This window comes from Agrobacterium leguminum (assembly GCF_005144435.2).
Taxonomy (GTDB): Bacteria; Pseudomonadota; Alphaproteobacteria; order Rhizobiales; family Rhizobiaceae; genus Agrobacterium; species Agrobacterium leguminum.
This window is the reverse complement of sequence record NZ_CP120212.1, coordinates 750,715-766,759: the sequence shown is the minus strand read 5'-3', so window position 1 is coordinate 766,759 and position 16,045 is coordinate 750,715. Positions and strand designations below refer to the sequence as shown.

General features: G+C 61.4%; 12 protein-coding genes. 11 read left to right on the top strand and 1 reads right to left on the bottom strand.

Features of this window, described 5'->3' with window-relative positions; all coding sequences use genetic code 11:
- The first annotated feature begins 113 nt into the window (after positions 1 to 113).
- The 11 genes from CFBP4996_RS17975 to CFBP4996_RS17925 all read left to right on the top strand — a co-directional run bounded on the left by CFBP4996_RS17975 (position 114) and on the right by CFBP4996_RS17925 (position 15,102).
- Positions 114 to 623 (top strand): prolyl-tRNA synthetase associated domain-containing protein, encoded by a 510-nt coding sequence (locus tag CFBP4996_RS17975; protein ID WP_003523260.1) that lies wholly within the window; start codon positions 114 to 116, stop codon positions 621 to 623.
- Between the two features lie 53 nt (positions 624 to 676).
- Complete coding sequence (gene trxA / locus CFBP4996_RS17970; protein ID WP_003523262.1) at positions 677 to 1,645, top strand: thioredoxin; 969 nt, start codon at positions 677 to 679, stop codon at positions 1,643 to 1,645.
- Between the two features lie 69 nt (positions 1,646 to 1,714).
- Positions 1,715 to 2,386, top strand: coding sequence for an LON peptidase substrate-binding domain-containing protein (locus CFBP4996_RS17965; protein WP_020808696.1), 672 nt, complete (start codon positions 1,715 to 1,717; stop codon positions 2,384 to 2,386).
- Positions 2,387 to 2,396: 10 nt separating this feature from the next.
- A complete protein-coding gene (locus tag CFBP4996_RS17960; protein ID WP_003523265.1) occupies positions 2,397 to 2,585 on the top strand; it encodes a Trm112 family protein in 189 nt (62 codons plus the stop codon).
- A gap of 118 nt (positions 2,586 to 2,703) precedes the next feature.
- Positions 2,704 to 8,160, top strand: a complete 5,457-nt coding sequence (locus tag CFBP4996_RS17955) for an alpha-2-macroglobulin family protein (protein WP_080854330.1) — start codon at positions 2,704 to 2,706, stop codon at positions 8,158 to 8,160.
- Positions 8,157 to 10,235, top strand: a complete 2,079-nt coding sequence (gene pbpC / locus CFBP4996_RS17950) for a penicillin-binding protein 1C (RefSeq protein WP_162936074.1) — start codon at positions 8,157 to 8,159, stop codon at positions 10,233 to 10,235. The genes CFBP4996_RS17955 and pbpC overlap by 4 nt, the downstream gene beginning before the upstream one ends.
- Positions 10,236 to 10,380: 145 nt before the next feature.
- A complete protein-coding gene (locus CFBP4996_RS17945; RefSeq protein WP_162936075.1) occupies positions 10,381 to 10,692 on the top strand; it encodes a hypothetical protein in 312 nt (103 codons plus the stop codon).
- Positions 10,692 to 11,618: a sugar ABC transporter substrate-binding protein gene (locus tag CFBP4996_RS17940; protein ID WP_162936128.1), complete on the top strand. Its 927-nt coding sequence runs from the start codon at positions 10,692 to 10,694 to the stop codon at positions 11,616 to 11,618. The genes CFBP4996_RS17945 and CFBP4996_RS17940 overlap by 1 nt, the downstream gene beginning before the upstream one ends.
- An 87-nt stretch (positions 11,619 to 11,705) precedes the next feature.
- The gene (locus CFBP4996_RS17935; protein ID WP_080854332.1) at positions 11,706 to 13,241 is read left to right on the top strand and encodes a sugar ABC transporter ATP-binding protein; all 1,536 of its coding nucleotides are present in this window, start codon (positions 11,706 to 11,708) and stop codon (positions 13,239 to 13,241) included.
- A 34-nt stretch (positions 13,242 to 13,275) separates the two neighbouring features.
- Positions 13,276 to 14,289, top strand: a complete 1,014-nt coding sequence (locus CFBP4996_RS17930; RefSeq protein WP_080854333.1) for an ABC transporter permease — start codon at positions 13,276 to 13,278, stop codon at positions 14,287 to 14,289.
- Between the two features lie 51 nt (positions 14,290 to 14,340).
- Entirely contained in the window at positions 14,341 to 15,102 is a 762-nt protein-coding gene (locus CFBP4996_RS17925) for a sulfite exporter TauE/SafE family protein (RefSeq protein WP_080854334.1), read from the top strand.
- 13 nt (positions 15,103 to 15,115) lie between these two features.
- On the opposite strand, the gene CFBP4996_RS17920 is transcribed toward CFBP4996_RS17925, so the two are convergent.
- Entirely contained in the window at positions 15,116 to 16,000 is an 885-nt protein-coding gene (locus CFBP4996_RS17920) for a MurR/RpiR family transcriptional regulator (RefSeq protein WP_080854335.1), read from the bottom strand.
- Positions 16,001 to 16,045: the final 45 nt, after the last annotated feature.

The window sequence follows — 16,045 nt, the reverse complement described above, 5'->3', positions numbered from 1 at the left end:
GGAAATGATTGAGAATTTTTCATCCCGCTGTTTTTTCCTGCGTTGCCAAGCGTCGGTTGCCCGCTTAATCAGGAAACAAGGATAGTGGAATCGGCAGAGGCAGGCGGCAGGATATGGCGGAAAATTCCCAGAAGACGGCAACGGAGCTGTTCGAGTTTCTCGACGGACTCGGCATTTCCCACACCACGAAGCAGCATGAACCGGTGTTTACCGTCGCCGAATCCCAGTCGCTGCGCGACCTCATTCCCGGCGGCCATACAAAGAACCTCTTTGTAAAGGACAAGAAGGATCAGTATTTCGTTCTGACCGTTGAGGAAAATGCGGTCGTCGATCTGAAAAGCGTTCACAAGACCATCGGTGCGGCAAGCCGCGTGTCCTTTGGCAGACCGGAAAAGATGCTTGAATATCTGGGCGTCGCGCCGGGCTCGGTGACGGTGTTCGGAGCCATCAACGACACCGACAGGCAGGTCACCTTCGTGCTCGACAGCGGGCTTCTGGAAAACGAGCTGGTCAATGGCCATCCGCTTTCCAACGACCAGACGACAACGATCGCGTCCACGGATCTCATTCGCTTTCTCGAGGCAACCGGACATGCGCCGCTTGTCTTGAAAGTCAGCGAGTGAGATACGATCTTTGCTTCAAATAAGACATATGACAGAGGTTACGGGAGACCGGCATGAGCGGCGAAAATAATCCTTACGGCGGTTCCTATAGCGGGCAGATGACCGCAAGCGCCCATCATAATGGCGAGCTGAACGGTGCGGCCTCCGGCCACATCAAGGACACCACGACGGCGGGTTTCTCCAGGGACGTTCTTGAAGAATCGCGTCGCCAGCCGGTTCTGGTGGATTTCTGGGCGCCCTGGTGCGGTCCGTGCAAGCAGTTGACGCCGGTGCTCGAGAAGGTCATCAACGAGGCGAATGGCCGCGTGAAGCTCGTGAAGCTGAACATCGACGACCACCCGTCGATTCCCGGCCAGCTCGGTATCCAGTCCATTCCGGCAATCGTCGCCTTTGCCGACGGCCGGCCGGTGGATGGCTTCATGGGTGCCGTGCCGGAAAGCCAGATCAAGCAGTTCATCGAGAAGATCGCCGGGCCTGATGCGGGCGATCCCAAGGCCGAGATCGAGGCTGTTCTGACAGAGGCGAAGCAGCTTCTGGCGGATGGCGATTTCAACGGCGCGGCGCAGCTTTTCGGCGCCGTCATGCAGGCCGATCCGGAAAATCCGGCAGCGATTGCCGGTATCGCCGAATGCATGATCGCCGCCGGCCAATATGAGCGGGCAAGCGAACTGCTCTCTTCCCTGCCTGCGGAACTTAACGAGGATGCGGGCATTCAGCTCGTTTCGAAAAAGATCGCGCAATATGAGGAAGCCCGCAAGATCGGCGACCCGGTCGCGCTGGAGCGTGAGCTTGCGCTCGATCCCGATCGTCACGAGGCGCGGGTGAAGCTCGCCAAGGTGCTGAATGCTCAAGGCCGGCGCGACGAGGCTGCGGATCATTTGCTTTACATCATGCGCAAGGACCGGACCTTCGACGATGACGGCGCGCGCCGCCAGCTTCTGGAGTTTTTCGAGGCCTGGGGCTTCAAGGACCCGGCAACCGTTGCCGGCCGCAGGAAGCTTTCGGCGATACTGTTTTCGTAATGCGGGCATATCCCGGCCGTGGCGGTTGATCCGCCGGCCGGGCAGCAGTGAACAGGGGGCTTGATTCCCATGCATGTCGGAAATGCGAGATATGTGAAGAACGACGATCTGCCGGAAACCGTGCCGGTCTTTCCATTGCCGGGCGCGCTGCTTCTACCGGAAGGCCATCTTCCACTCAATATTTTCGAGCCTCGATATCTCGCCATGATCGACTGGGCATTGGCCGGCCATCGCATCATCGGCATGGTGCAGCCCGCCCTGCATGTCATCGAGGCGGGGCTTGAGGGCGGTCCGCTGAGCGCCGTCGGCTGCCTCGGCCGCATCACGTCCTTTTCCGAAACCGGCGATGGCCGTTATATCATTTCGCTCACCGGCGTGTGCCGTTTCCGCCTGCTGGAAGAGGTGGAGGCGGGCAAACCCTATCGCAGCTTCCGGCATGCGCCCTTCATCGCCGATCTTTCCGGCGAATATGACGAGGATGCGGTGGACCGCGAAAACCTGCTCCGGGTATTCCGCTCGTTTCTGGATGCCAACCAGCTGGAAGCGGATTGGGAAAGTGTGGAAAGGGCGGGCAACCGCGTTCTCGTCAATTCGCTTTCCATGATGTCTCCCTTCGGACCGGCTGAAAAACAGGCGCTGCTGGAAGCGCCGGACCTGAAGACGCGGGCCGAAACATTGATCGCCATCACCGAGATCGTTCTTGCCCAGGGATCGGGCGAGAGCGGCAACGTGCTGCAATAGGATCGCCGCCATGGACGACAGGATGAGCAATGTCGATCCCAAGCTCCTGGAGCTGCTGGTCTGCCCTTTGACGAAAGGGCGCCTTGCCTATGACCGCGCCCGCAATGAACTCATTTCCGAAAGCGCGAGGCTCGCTTATCCGATCCGCGATGGCGTGCCGATCATGCTGATTTCCGAAGCGCGCAAAATAGAAGACTGACCTTCCCGCTTGCCCGCCTTCACACATTGCGTGTCGCGAATTGACGAAGATGCGTTGACAACCATGCGTGGATTTGACCAGAGTCCCGCCCGACATGTCTGTTGCGGGGAGAAAACTGATGTCGTTGCGCGCGCTCGTCCGGATTTCGCTGGTTGTGGTCTCAACCGCCCTGTTTTTTCCGCCAGCCATGGCGGCGGAACCCTCCCGCAAGGTCGTTACGACCCAAAATGGCGATTATTTCGGCTTCGATCTCAGGACGGAGCAAAATGTCTCGCTGGAGCAATGCGGCGAGATTTGCGTCGGCGATACCGCCTGCAAGGCCTTCACCTACAATCCCAAGGTGAAATGGTGCTTTCTCAAATCGGATTTCAATCAGCTGAACGCCTTCCCCGGCGCGGTTGCCGGCAAGATCGTGGAAGTGGCCGCGGAAGCCGATATCGGCGCGCCGCAGCGCCTGTCCTTCGTGACCGACAGCCTGCAGCAGGAGGCGCGCCGGCTGAAATCCGGCCTTGCGGCGAATGAGGGTGAGGGCGAACAGGGTCTGGAAGCCCTCGTGCAGACGGCACGCCAGCAGGCAGCCGCAGGCAATATTCCCGATGCGGTCACGACCTATAAACAGGCCCTTGCGATCACACCTGACGATGGGGCGCTCTGGGCGGAATTGTCGGAAAAGGCTGCGCAGGTCACCGATAATTATTCGATAGCGGGACAGGCCGCTTCCGCCGCCATCAATGCCTATCAGCTCAGCCGCACGGTCAGCGCCCGCACCGAAGCCCTGAACCGGCTGGCGAAGGCCTTCGAAAGAACCCAGAATTATCGCGCGGCACTCAATGCCTATAAGGAAAGCCTCGCGCTTGCCGACAATGCACAGACCAAAGCGGCCTATGCCGATCTGCGCACCCGGCAGGGTTTTCGCGTCATCAATAATACCGTGGATACGGATAGCGTCAGCCCGCGCGCCTGCGTGCAGTTTTCCGAGCCGCTGGTGAAGAACGGCGTCGATTATTCCTCCTTCATCACGCTGGATGGGGCAGCCCCCAAGGCCATCGAGGCGAAGGGCAGCGAGATTTGCGTGGAAGGCCTGACCCATGGCCAGCGCTACAAGATCGCGTTTCGCGCCGGCCTGCCGTCTTCGGTGGAAGAGCCTCTGGAAAAGCAGGTCGATCTCGATATCTATGTGCGTGACCGCGCCGCCAGCGTGCGCTTCACCGGCGAGAATTTCGTGCTGCCGGGCACGGCGCGCCGCGGCATTCCAATCGTCTCTGTCAATGCCGACAAGGCCGACCTGAAGCTTTATCGCGTTGGCGACCGCAACATCACCTCGCTTCTTTCAAACTCGCAGTTTCTGACGCAGATGGACGGCTACAATGCCGACCGTATCGAAAACGAAATTGGCGAGCTTGTCTGGCAGGGCTCGATCGATATCCAGCCCGATCTCAACAAGGATGTGGTGACGAGCTTCCCGGTGGATGAGGCCCTGCCGGAGCGCAAGCCCGGCATCTATGTGCTGACCGCCGTGCCGCCGGGCACCGCGCCGGAAACCTGGGATTCGCGCGCCACGCAATGGTTCCTGGTTTCCGATACCGGCATCACCACCTATGCCGGAACCGATGGTCTGAATGTCTTTGTCCGTGCACTTGGCAGCGCCAAGCCGCTGGCAGATGTGGATTTGCAGCTGCTCGCCAAGAATAACGAGGTGCTGGGCACCGCGAAGACGGATGCAGACGGCCGCGCGGTGTTCTCGGCTGGCCTGATGCGCGGCACGGCGGCGCAGGCGCCTGCGATCCTGACGGCGCGCAACGGCGACAAGGATTACGTCTTCCTCGACATGACCCGCGCCGGCTTCGATCTTTCGGATCGCGGCGTGACGGGACGCGCAGCCCCCGGCGCCATCGACGTGTTCAGCTGGACGGAACGCGGCATCTATCGCGCCGGCGAGACCGTGCATGCCGCAGCCCTTGCCCGCGATGTCGACGGCAAGGCAATCGAGGATCTGCCGCTCACCTTCATCTTCTCGCGCCCGGATGGTGTCGAGGACCGGCGTTTCGTCAGCGACGGCAAGGCGCTGGGCGGCCATGCGGTCGATCTGCCATTGCAGGCAAATGCGATGCGCGGCACCTGGACATTGCGCATCCATACCGATCCGAAAACGCCTGCGATCAGCGAAAAGAGCTTCCTCGTCGATGATTTCGTGCCTGACCGCACCGAGTTCGATCTTTCCAGCAAGGCAAAACAGATCGACCCCGGCGCGGAAACGGCAATCGACGTCGATGGCCGCTATCTCTATGGCGCGCCCGCTGCCGGCCTGACGCTGGAAGGCGAGGTTGCCATCAAACCGACGCGCACCAGCGCCGATTTCGAAGGTTATTTCTTCGGTCTGGCCGATGAGGAAAGCGAAGAGGAAAACCGCACCGCGCTTGCCGATCTGCCGGTTCTGGACGAAGAGGGCAAGGCGAGCTTCAATGTCGACCTGACCGACCTGCCATCCACAACGCAGCTTCTTTCCGCCAACATCACCGTGCGCATGCGCGAGGCCGGCGGCCGTGCCGTGGAGCGCTCCCTGACGCTGCCCATCAAGGCTGAAGCGCCGGTCATCGGTATCAAACCGCAATTTTCGGGCGATCTCGCCCAGAATTCCGTTGGCCGTTTCCACATCATCGGTGTCAGTGCCGACGGCGCCAGACAGGCGATGAGCGGCCTCAACTGGAAGCTCATCAAGGTCGAGCGGAACTATCAGTGGTATCGTCAGGGCAATTCCTGGCGTTACGAGCCGGTGGAATATACCAAGCAGCAGGAAGCCGGCAGCTTGTCCGTCGATGCCAATGGCGGCGAGATTTCCGTGCCTGTCACCTGGGGCCGCTACCGGCTTGAAGTGGAGGGCGCCGGTAATGGCGCGCCTGTCTCCAGCGTTGAGTTCGATGCCGGTTTTTATGTCGAGGCAAGTTCTACGGAAACGCCGGATGCGCTGGAAATCGCTCTCGACAAGCAGAGCTACAAGATCGGCGATACGGCCAAACTCAAGGTTTCGTCGCGTTTTGCCGGCGAGTTGATGGTGACTTCCGGTTCGGAAAAGCTGATTGCCGTGCAGAATGCCGAGATCGGCGAGGATGGCGGCGAGATCGACATTCCCGTCACCGAGGAATGGGGTGCGGGCGCTTATGTGACGGCCACGCTGTTCCGTCCCGGCGATGCGCAGGAAAGCCGTATGCCGATGCGCGCCATCGGCATCAAATGGCTCGCCGTCGATCCGGCCGAGCGCAAGCTTGCCGTCACACTCGGTGCGCCGCAGAAAACGCTGCCGCGCCAGCCGCTTGAAATTCCGATCACCGTTGCGGGCGCTGGCGTGGGCGAAAAGGCCTATGCCATCGTTGCGGCCGTCGATGTCGGCATATTGAACCTTACCCGCTACGAACCCCCGAAGCCGGATGAATGGTATTTCGGCCAGCGCCGGCTGGGACTGGAAATCCGCGACCTTTATGGCCGCCTGATCGACGGTTCGCTCGGCGCTACCGGCCGGCTGCGCACCGGCGGCGACGGCGGGCAGGCGGCCCTTCAGGGCAGCCCGCCCACGGAAAAGCTCGTGGCCTTCTTTGCCGGTCCGGTCGAACTCGACGGTGACGGCAAGGCGACGGTCAGCTTCGATATTCCGCAGTTCAACGGCACGGCCCGCATCATGGCGGTGGCCTGGACGAAGACGGGTGTGGGACACGCCGTCTCCGATGCCATCATTCGTGATCCTGTCGTCGTCACGGCCAGCGCGCCGAAATTCCTCGCACCCGGCGATGTCTCGCAATTGCGGCTCGATATCGCCAATACGGATGGCGAGGCCGGCGATTATCGGCTGGACGTGACCAGCAATACGGCGCTGACCGTCGATCAGGGCGAGATGTCGCAAACTCTCGCGCTTCAGAAAGGCGGCAAGTCTTCGCTGACGGTCCCGCTGACGGGCGAACAGCCCGGCAATGGCGCGATCACCATCAAGGTTTCCAATGCCGCCGGTCTTTCACTGGAGCAGGTTCTGAACGTTCCGGTACGTCCGGCCGTTCTGCCGGTGACGACGCGGCGCGAAATCAAGATCGCGCCCAATAGCAGCCTGACGATCAATGGCGATCTTCTGGCCGACAGCATGCTTCTCGGCTCGTCCGTCGCGGTCAATGTCACGCGCTCGCCCGCCTTCGATATTCCGGCGCTGGTGATGATGCTGGACAAATATCCCTATGGCTGCGCCGAACAGACGACGAGCCGCGCTTTGCCGCTGCTTTACGTTTCGGAACTGACGAAGGATAGCGGCCTTGCAGAAGACCCCGATACCCGCCGGCGGGTGCAGGAGGCGATCTACCGCGTGCTGTCCTTCCAGTCGAGTTCCGGCAGCTTCGGCCTCTGGTCGCCGGGTTACGGCGATCTGTGGCTCGATGCCTATATCAGCGACTTCCTGACAAGGGCGCGTGAGCAGAATTACGATGTGCCCGAAGCCGCCATGGTGCAGGCGCTGAACAACCTGCAAAACGGTCTTTCCTATGACAGCAATGTCAAGGATCGCGGCAACGAGATCGCCTATTCGCTCTATGTGCTGGCGCGCAACCGCAAGGCGGCGATCAACGATCTGCGCTATTACGCGGATACGGCGCTGGCCGATTTCCCGACACCGCTCGCCAAGGCGCAGGTTGCCGCCGCCCTCTCGCTTTATGGCGATCAGGCCCGTTCTAAGGCCGTGTTCGGCGCTTCGCTCGACATGGCAAGCCGCACCACCAATGTCAGCTTCTCGCGCGCGGATTATGGCTCCGCCCTGCGTGACGGCGCGGCGACGCTGGCGCTTGCGGCGGAAAGCCGGCCGGTTCCGGCCGTCGTGCCGCAGCTTGCCGGTGCGGTGGCCAAGGAATGGGAAAAGAAGCCCTATACCAGCACCCAGGAACAGGCATGGATGCTGCTTGCCGCCCGCGCCGTCAAAGGCGAGGACAAGGATATCCGTCTCGATGTGAACGGCGATCTGCAGACCGGCGGCTTCGGCAAGCGGATGAGCGGCGATGAATTGCTGGCCGCACCCTTGAAGATCGCCAATGCCTCGGCCGATCCGGTCACGGCCGTCGTCACCACGGTGGCGCCGCCGGCGCAGCCGCTTGCGGCAGGCGGCGAAGGCTTCACCATCACCCGCACCTATTATTCCATGGATGGCGAGGAGGTGAACCCGAGTGAGGTCACGCAAAACGAGCGTTATGTGGTGGCGCTGAATATCGTGCCGCAAAATAACTGGCAGTCGCGCATTCTGGTGACCGACCTGCTGCCCTCCGGTTTCGAAATCGACAATCCGAGCCTTGTCAATTCGGCCGAACTGTCGAATTTCGACTGGCTGCCGGAAACGGAAACAGCGCATACGGAATTCCGCTACGACCGTTTCGTGGCGGCCTTCGACCGCTCGGCCGGCGACAGTTCGGAAATTGCGCTTGCCTATGTGGTCCGTGCCGTCACCCCCGGCACCTACGATCATCCGGCAGCTTCGGTTGAGGATATGTACCGGCCGCAATTTGCCGCCCGCACGGCAACCGGCCGCATGGAGGTGCGCTCGGCAAACCCATGAGGCGACGCAAGGCGATCATTGTCGGCATCATGACGGCCGCGCTGCTTATGGGCGGCGCGGCCTTTGGTCTCGATGCGCTGGACAAGGCCTATCCGCCGCCGCTGGACGCCGCGCAGCAACGATCCTTCGAGGTTCTGGACCGTGACGGCAAGCTGTTGCGCGCTTTTGCGACAGGCGATGGCCGCTGGCGGCTGAAAACCTCGTCCGCCGAAGTCGACCCACAGTTCCTGCGCATGCTGGTGGCCTATGAAGACCAGCGTTTCTATGAGCATCACGGCGTCGATCCCTGGGCGCTTTTGCGCTCTGCCTGGCAATTGGCCAGCAACGGCCGGATCGTTTCCGGCGCATCGACGCTTTCCATGCAGGTGGCGCGGCTGATCGAGCCGCGCGCTGACCGGTCGTTTTCGGCGAAATTCCTGCAGGCCGCGCGCGCGCTCCAGATCGAGAGACGGCTCAGCAAGGCGGAAATCCTCGATCTCTATCTGAATATCGCGCCCTATGGCGGCAATCTCGAAGGCATTCGCGCCGCAAGCCTCGCCTGGTTCGGCAAGGAACCGGGCCGGCTCGATACGGCGGAGGCGGCCCTGCTTGTCGCGTTGCCGCAATTGCCGGAAAAGCGCCGTCCGGATCGTTTTCCGGAGGCGGCGAAGCAGGCGCGGGAGCGTGTGCTGCAACGGCTTGCCGTGGAACGCGTGGTGGGTGAGGGGGAGGCGGAACGGTCGGCTCTTGCGAATGTGCCCGCCAACCGGCGGGACCTGCCGGCCTATGCGCCGCATATGGCCGTCGCCGCACGGGTGAAATTCCCGAATACTGCCGAGGTGCGCTCCACGCTGAAGCTGCCGATCCAGCGGGAGCTGGAGGGTGTCGCCCGCCATGCGGCGGAAAAGCTCGGCGACAGGGTCTCCGTCGCCATCGTCATGGCGGATGCGCAGAGCGGCGATATTCTGGCGGAAGTGGGCTCGGCGGATTATCTCGATACGGCAAGACGCGGTTTCGTGGAGATGAGCCGCGCCGTTCGTTCGCCGGGCTCCACCCTCAAACCATTCATCTACGGCCTTGCCTTCGAAGACGGTCTTGTCGGGCAGGAAACCATCATCGAGGATCGCCCGGCCGACTTTTCCGGTTACAGGCCGCGCAATTTCGACATGCATTATCAGGGCGATGTCAGCATCCGGCAGGCGCTGCAACTGTCGCTTAACGTGCCTGCCGTCAAGCTGCTCGATGCCGTCAGCCCCTCGGCGCTGATGGTGCGGTTCCGGCGGGTGGGCGTCAAACTCGTGCTTCCCGCCAATGAAATGCCCGGGCTTGCCATCGCCCTTGGCGGCGCGGGTGTTTCGCTGGTCGATCTGGTGCAGCTCTATGCGGGGCTTGCCGGCGGCGGCGATCCCGTGCGGCTTGGAGACGGCGTCCGCTCCGCCCCGGAACGGCTGGATAGCGACCGGTTATTCTCCGATGCCGCGATCTGGAACATCTCCGACATCCTCTCCGGCGTGCTGCCGCCGCTCGGCATGAAACAGCGCGGCATCGCCTACAAGACCGGCACCAGCTATGGCTATCGCGATGCCTGGTCGGTGGGTTATGACGGGCGGCATGTGGTCGGCGTCTGGGTCGGTCGGGCCGACAATGGCGCGGTGCCGGGCATTGCCGGTTATGCGACGGCCGCCCCGATCCTGTTCGAGGCTTTCGAAAAATCCGGCGTGGCGATCACGCCGATGCCGGCCGCACCTTCCGGTGTCGCGCGGGTTGCGGTCAATGACCTCCCCGCCAACCAGCGGCGTTTCACAACGACGGCCAGCGGCCTGCTTTCTGCTTCAAGACGTGAAAGCGCCCCGCGCATCGTTTACCCGCCGGAAGGCGCGCGCGTGGAGCTTTCCGGCCAGTCGGGCATCTCGCCGCTGGTACTGAAGTTGCAGGGCGGGCGCGCACCTTTCCGCTGGCTCGCCAATGGTTTGCCCTTGCCGAACGCATCCCATCGCCGCAACAGCGAATGGCGGCCGGAAGGCCAGGGATTTTCCACACTTACGGTGATCGACGCCGATGGCCGCGCCTCGAGCGTGCGGGTTTTCGTCGAGTAAATTTTTGCGGTCAGACGGTGCCGCTTTCATCTGGCCTTCTTCAAAAGGAACATAGTCGCACGGTTGCGGCCCGCAAAGCCGTGGGCACCGGGTACTGGCGCCCCTCCAGCCATCTTCCCGACATATGATGGCCATGGGTCCGCGAGTGAAATTTTGGAAATTTTATTGCCGTATAAAAATTCTGCAATTTTTGTTGCGAATCCCGTTCCATCCCGTTATGTTGAAACTGCAGCCGGAAAATGCCGGCCGCATGGGAGAGACGGGCGCAGCATTGAAGCTGCGCGCAAACGGTGCTGCCGTTTCGGCTGATCGAAAGGACATGACCTCGCTCGAGGCGGATTGTGCTGCTGCATCCGTCAAGGCGAAGTCATGCCCTGGAGATGGCCGGGAAGCACCGGTTTGGGTGGTCGCACACATTCGTCACGTGCGGGAAAAAGAGGAGGAGAAAATCTCGTGATCAAAAAAATCGCAATCACAACCGCATTCTGCGCCCTGATGGCAAGTGCCGCCCATGCCGAAAAGATCGGCGTGGCGATGTCGCTGTTCGACGATAATTATCTGACCGTATTGCGTCACAATATCCAGCGCCACGCCAAGGACCTCGGCGTTGAAGTTCAGATGGAAGATGCGCAGGGCGATATCGCCCGCCAGCAGTCGCAGATCGAAAACTTCGTGGCGGCCGGGGTTGATGGCATCATCACCATGCTGGTGGATGCGGATTCCGGCAAGGCCATGTCGAAGATCGCCGATCAGGCGGGCATTCCGCTGGTCTTTGTGAACATGCTTCCGGCCAATATGGAAAAATTCCCGGAAAAGCAGGCATGGGTCGGCTCCAATGAGGAACAGGCCGGCGAATTGCAGGCGACCGAGGTTTGCAAGCTTGCCGGCGGCAAGGGCGAGGCCGTCATTTTGATGGGCCAGCTCGGCACTACGGGCCAGCGCGGCCGCACTGCGGCGGCGGAACGCGTCCTCAAAAGCGATGCCTGCAAAGGCATCAAGGTGCTGGACGCACAGACCGCGAACTGGATGCGCACTCCGGCCATGGATTTGATGGCGAACTGGATCACATCCGGAATGAAGCCTAGCATCGTGCTCGGAAACAATGACGAGATGGCGCTCGGCGCAATTCAGGCACTCAAATCCTCCGGCATCAGCATGAAAGACGTCGTCGTTGCCGGTGTCGATGCGACACAGGACGCGCTGGCGGCCATGGAAGCGGGTGACCTCGACGTCACGGTCTATCAGTCCGCCAAGGGCCAGGGCGAAGGGTCTCTCGAGACCGTACTGAAAATCGCGCGCGGCGAAAAATTCGAGCAGAAGGTGGATGTACCCTTCGAACTCGTCACCCCCGCCAATGTCGCTCAATACAAGTCCAGCAACTGATTTGCAGCCGGCGGCCGGGCGTTTCCCCCGGTCGCCGGCATGGCAAATCACGGCCCGGCCGATGGCCGGATAAAGGACGGGTGAGATATGATTTCCACGACCACCTTAGAGGCGATCGAACGCTTCAAGCAGACTATTGGACCTTATCTTCTCGAAATCGAGGGGGTGCGGAAGGAGTTTCCGGGCGTCGTCGCACTGGATGACGTCCAGTTTCGGCTGCGTCCCGGTTCCGTGCATGCGCTGATGGGCGAAAACGGCGCCGGCAAGTCGACGCTCATGAAGATCATCGCCGGAATTTACAGCCCCGATGCCGGCACCGTTCGGCTGCGGGGGGAAGAGGTTCGCCTCAAAAGTCCGCGCGATGCGCTGGAGCGCGGCATCGCCATGATCCATCAGGAACTGGCCCTGATGGACTGGATGACGGTGGCGGAAAATATCTGGATCCGCCGCGAGCCGAAAAACCGTCTTGGCCTCATAGATCATGCGCAAATGCTTGCCGAGACAAAGGCGCTGTTCGAGCAGCTGAAGATCAATATCGATCCGGCGGCGGAGGTCAGCACGCTGACGGTGGCGCAGCGGCAGATGGTCGAAATCGCCAAGGCCGTCAGTTACCAGTCCAGCGTGCTCATCATGGACGAGCCGACATCGGCGCTGACGGAGTCCGAGGTCGCACACCTTTTCGATATCATCCGCGACCTGCGGTCGCGCAATATCGGCATCGTCTACATTACCCACAAGATGAACGAGCTGTTCGAGATCGCCGACGAGTTCTCGGTGTTCCGCGACGGGCGATATGTCGGAACCCACGCGAGCGCCGATGTCACGCGGGACGACATCATAAGAATGATGGTTGGCCGTGAGATTACCAACATGTTTCCAAAGCAGGAGGCATCGATCGGCGACGTGGTTCTCGAGGTCCGTGATCTTGGTTTACCAGGGGTTTTCCGGGATATTTCCTTCGATCTGCATCGCGGCGAAATCCTCGGTGTGGCGGGGCTGGTGGGCTCTGGCCGCTCCAATGTCGCGGAGGCGATTTTTGGTGTGGTGCCGGCAAGCGAAGGGGAAATCCGCATCAATGGCGCGCCGGTAACGATCCGTTCGCCCGCGGATGCGATGCGGGAGGGCATGGCGCTCCTGACGGAAGATCGCAAGGATACCGGCTGTTTTCTGCCGCTCTCGATTCTCGAAAACATGCAGATCGCCGCCCTCCGGAATGGCCACGCGACGATGGGTTATGTTGATGAGCGCGGACTGACGGCGCTTTGCAACGACATGAAGAAGGCGCTGCGGATCAAGACGCCCGATCTTGACGAGCGTATCGAGAACCTGTCCGGCGGTAACCAGCAGAAGGTGCTCATCGCCCGCTGGCTTCTGACCAAGCCCGCGATCCTCATTCTCGACGAGCCGACACGCGGTATCGATGTGGGCGCGAAGGCGGAAATCCACCGCCTGATTTCCAGTCTGGCGAAGGAAGGCGTCGCCGTCATCATGATCTCTTCGGAACTGCCGGAGGTTCTCGGCATGTCGGACCGGATTGTCGTGATGCATGAGGGGCACATGACCGGGATTCTCGATCGCGCCGAAGCGGACCAAGTCAAAATCATGGAACTGGCGGCCCGCTAGGGCTGCGACGGCGACAATGCCGGGGAGGACAATTATGGAAAGCATACAGATCGAGCCGGTCGAACGGAAAAGGCGCAGGCTGCCGCAGGAACTGAACATTCTGACGGTGCTGATCGGCGTCGCCCTTGTGTTCGAGCTGCTCGGATGGTTCGTGCAGGGGCAAAGTTTTCTAGCGAGCCCCCAGCGCCTGACGATCATGATCCTGCAGGTCTCGGTCGTCGGCATCATCGCTGTCGGCGTCACCCAGGTCATCATCACCGGCGGCATCGATCTCAGTTCGGGGTCGGTGGTGGCGATGACGGCGATGATCGCCATGAGTTTCGCCCAGAGCAGCGATTTCGCCAGGGCGATCTATCCCGCATTGACCGATATGCCCGTGGTGGTGCCGCTGGCCGTTGGTCTCGGTCTCGGCCTGATCGCCGGCATCATCAACGGCACGCTCATCGCGGTGACGGGAATACCGCCATTTATCGCCACGCTCGGCATGATGGTCACCGCGCGCGGCATCGCCAAATGGTATACGAAGGGCCAGCCGATCTCCTTCCCGACCGAAAGCTTTGCTTCGATCGGCTCAGGCGCATGGCCTGTCGTCATCTTCCTGCTTGTCGCCGTCACCTTCCATATTGCCCTGCGCTATACGCGTTACGGTAAGTTCACCTATGCGATCGGGGCGAACATGCAGGCGGCCCGGGTGTCCGGCATCAATGTCCCGCTGCATCTGGTCAAGGTCTATGCCATTGCCGGCCTGCTCGCGGGCCTTGCCGGCATCGTCACCGCCGCGCGCGCGGAAACGGCGCAGGCCGGCATGGGTATGATGTACGAACTGGACGCTATCGCTGCGGCGGTCATCGGCGGCACGTCGCTTTCGGGGGGAAGGGGCCGCATTTTCGGCACCGTCATCGGCACCGTGATTCTGGGGTTGATGATGTCGGGCTTCACATTCCTGCGCGTGGATGCTTACTATCAGGAGATCGTCAAGGGACTGATCATCGTCAGCGCGGTCGTTGCTGATGTCTACCGTCAAAAAGCCCGGCTCAGGAAGGGCTGATATCCATCCGCGCGGTGCCCCGGCAGGGGTGCCGGCGGCAATGCCGAGGAGATGCACTTGAACCTTTTCAACTCTCCTCTGGAACTGGGCGTCACCGTGCTCGCCGTTGTGCTGGTCGGGCTTTCCAAGGGCGGGCTCGGCGGCATGAGCCTGCTCGGCGTGCCGTTGATGGCGCTGGTGATGCCGCCGGTCACGGCCGCCGCCATCCTGCTGCCGATCCTCGTCGTCATGGACATGGTCGGGGTGGCTGCATGGCGCAACTGGGTCGACTGGCGGATCATGCGCCAGCTTCTGCCGGCGGCCGTCGTCGGTATCGGGCTCGGATGGATGACCGCCGAGATAACCTCGGATGCCGTGGTGCGACTGATTGTCGGTCTGGTTTCGGCGGTGTTCGTGCTGCGCGTGGTTCTTTCAAGAGGCGTTCTGGTGACGGTTGCGAAGGAGCGGCCGATGGCGGGGCGGTTCTGGAGCCTGCTTGCGGGTTACACCAGCTTCGTCGCCCATGCGGGTTCGCCGCCGCTGCAGGTCTATCTGCTGCCGCTTCGCATGGACCCGAAGGTTTTCACCGGCACCAATGTGATGTTCTTTGCCATCACCAATGTCCTGAAACTCGTGCCCTATGCGGCTCTGGGCGGTTTCGGCGCGCAGAATCTCGGCCGTGCCGCCCTGATGGTGCCGCTGGCGATTGCCTCCACATGGCTCGGCGCCTGGACGGTGCGCCACATGCGCGCCTCGATCTTTTATCCCATGACCTATGTGTCCGTGGCGCTGGTGGCGGTGAAGCTGATCTGGGACGGCGTGACGGGACTTTAAGAGGTTTTGGTGCCTAGAGGCCCGTCACTGTCGGAATGCGCGGCGCGGTCTCGTTTTTCTGAACGCGTGCGGCCACGGCGACGGCCAGAGCCTGCGCAAGACACATGGGCGCGGCGAGAGACCGGGAAAAGCTGTAATCATGTTCGGGAACCGCGAACAGAACCTTTGCCGATTTTGCCAGCGGCGAGAGGGTGCTGTCGGAAATCGCAACGGTCGGCACGCCGATCTTTTCCGCCTCCTCCACGATATTCACCACCTCCGTCGCATAAAAGCGGAAGGATACGGCGATCAGCACGTCACCGGTCTTCATCGTCCGCGCCATATGGGTGGCGAGGCCTCCGCCCGGATCGAGAAGGATGCATTGCTTGCCGAGCATGGTGAGGATGTAGCGCAGCAGCTCCGCCACCGGTGCCGAGCGCAGCTGGCCGACGAGATAGACGGTGCCGGCGGCTTCTATGAGGTCCGCAGCGGTGCCGAGTTGTTCGGCACTGATGCGTTCGAGCAGATCCTGAAGGGAAGCGATGTCCCGCACCACCAGATCGTGAAGGAAACCATATTCAGAGCGGTCCTCGCGGCTTTGCAATTCATCGTCGAGCGCGCGCACGCGCGCCTCGAAACCCGGAGCCGCCGTCGCCAGCCGTTTCTGGAACAGCGCCTGCAGCTCCTTGAAACCCTTGTAGCCCAGCGACTGCGCAAACCGCACGAAGCTGGAGGCGTGGATGTTGTGCCGCTCGGCAATGGTATTGACCGAATGCACGGCGACCTCATTGGGGTTCTGCGTCAGATAGACGGAAATCCGCTGATAGGTCTTGCTCATCTGATCATGGCGATCATGAATGAGGCGGATCAGTTCTTCGTAATCTTTCGGAGGGTCGACGGGCTGCGGTTGTTGCTTCATGGCATGATCTTGCAATATTTATTGCGGTTTTCCAAGGGGCATGAA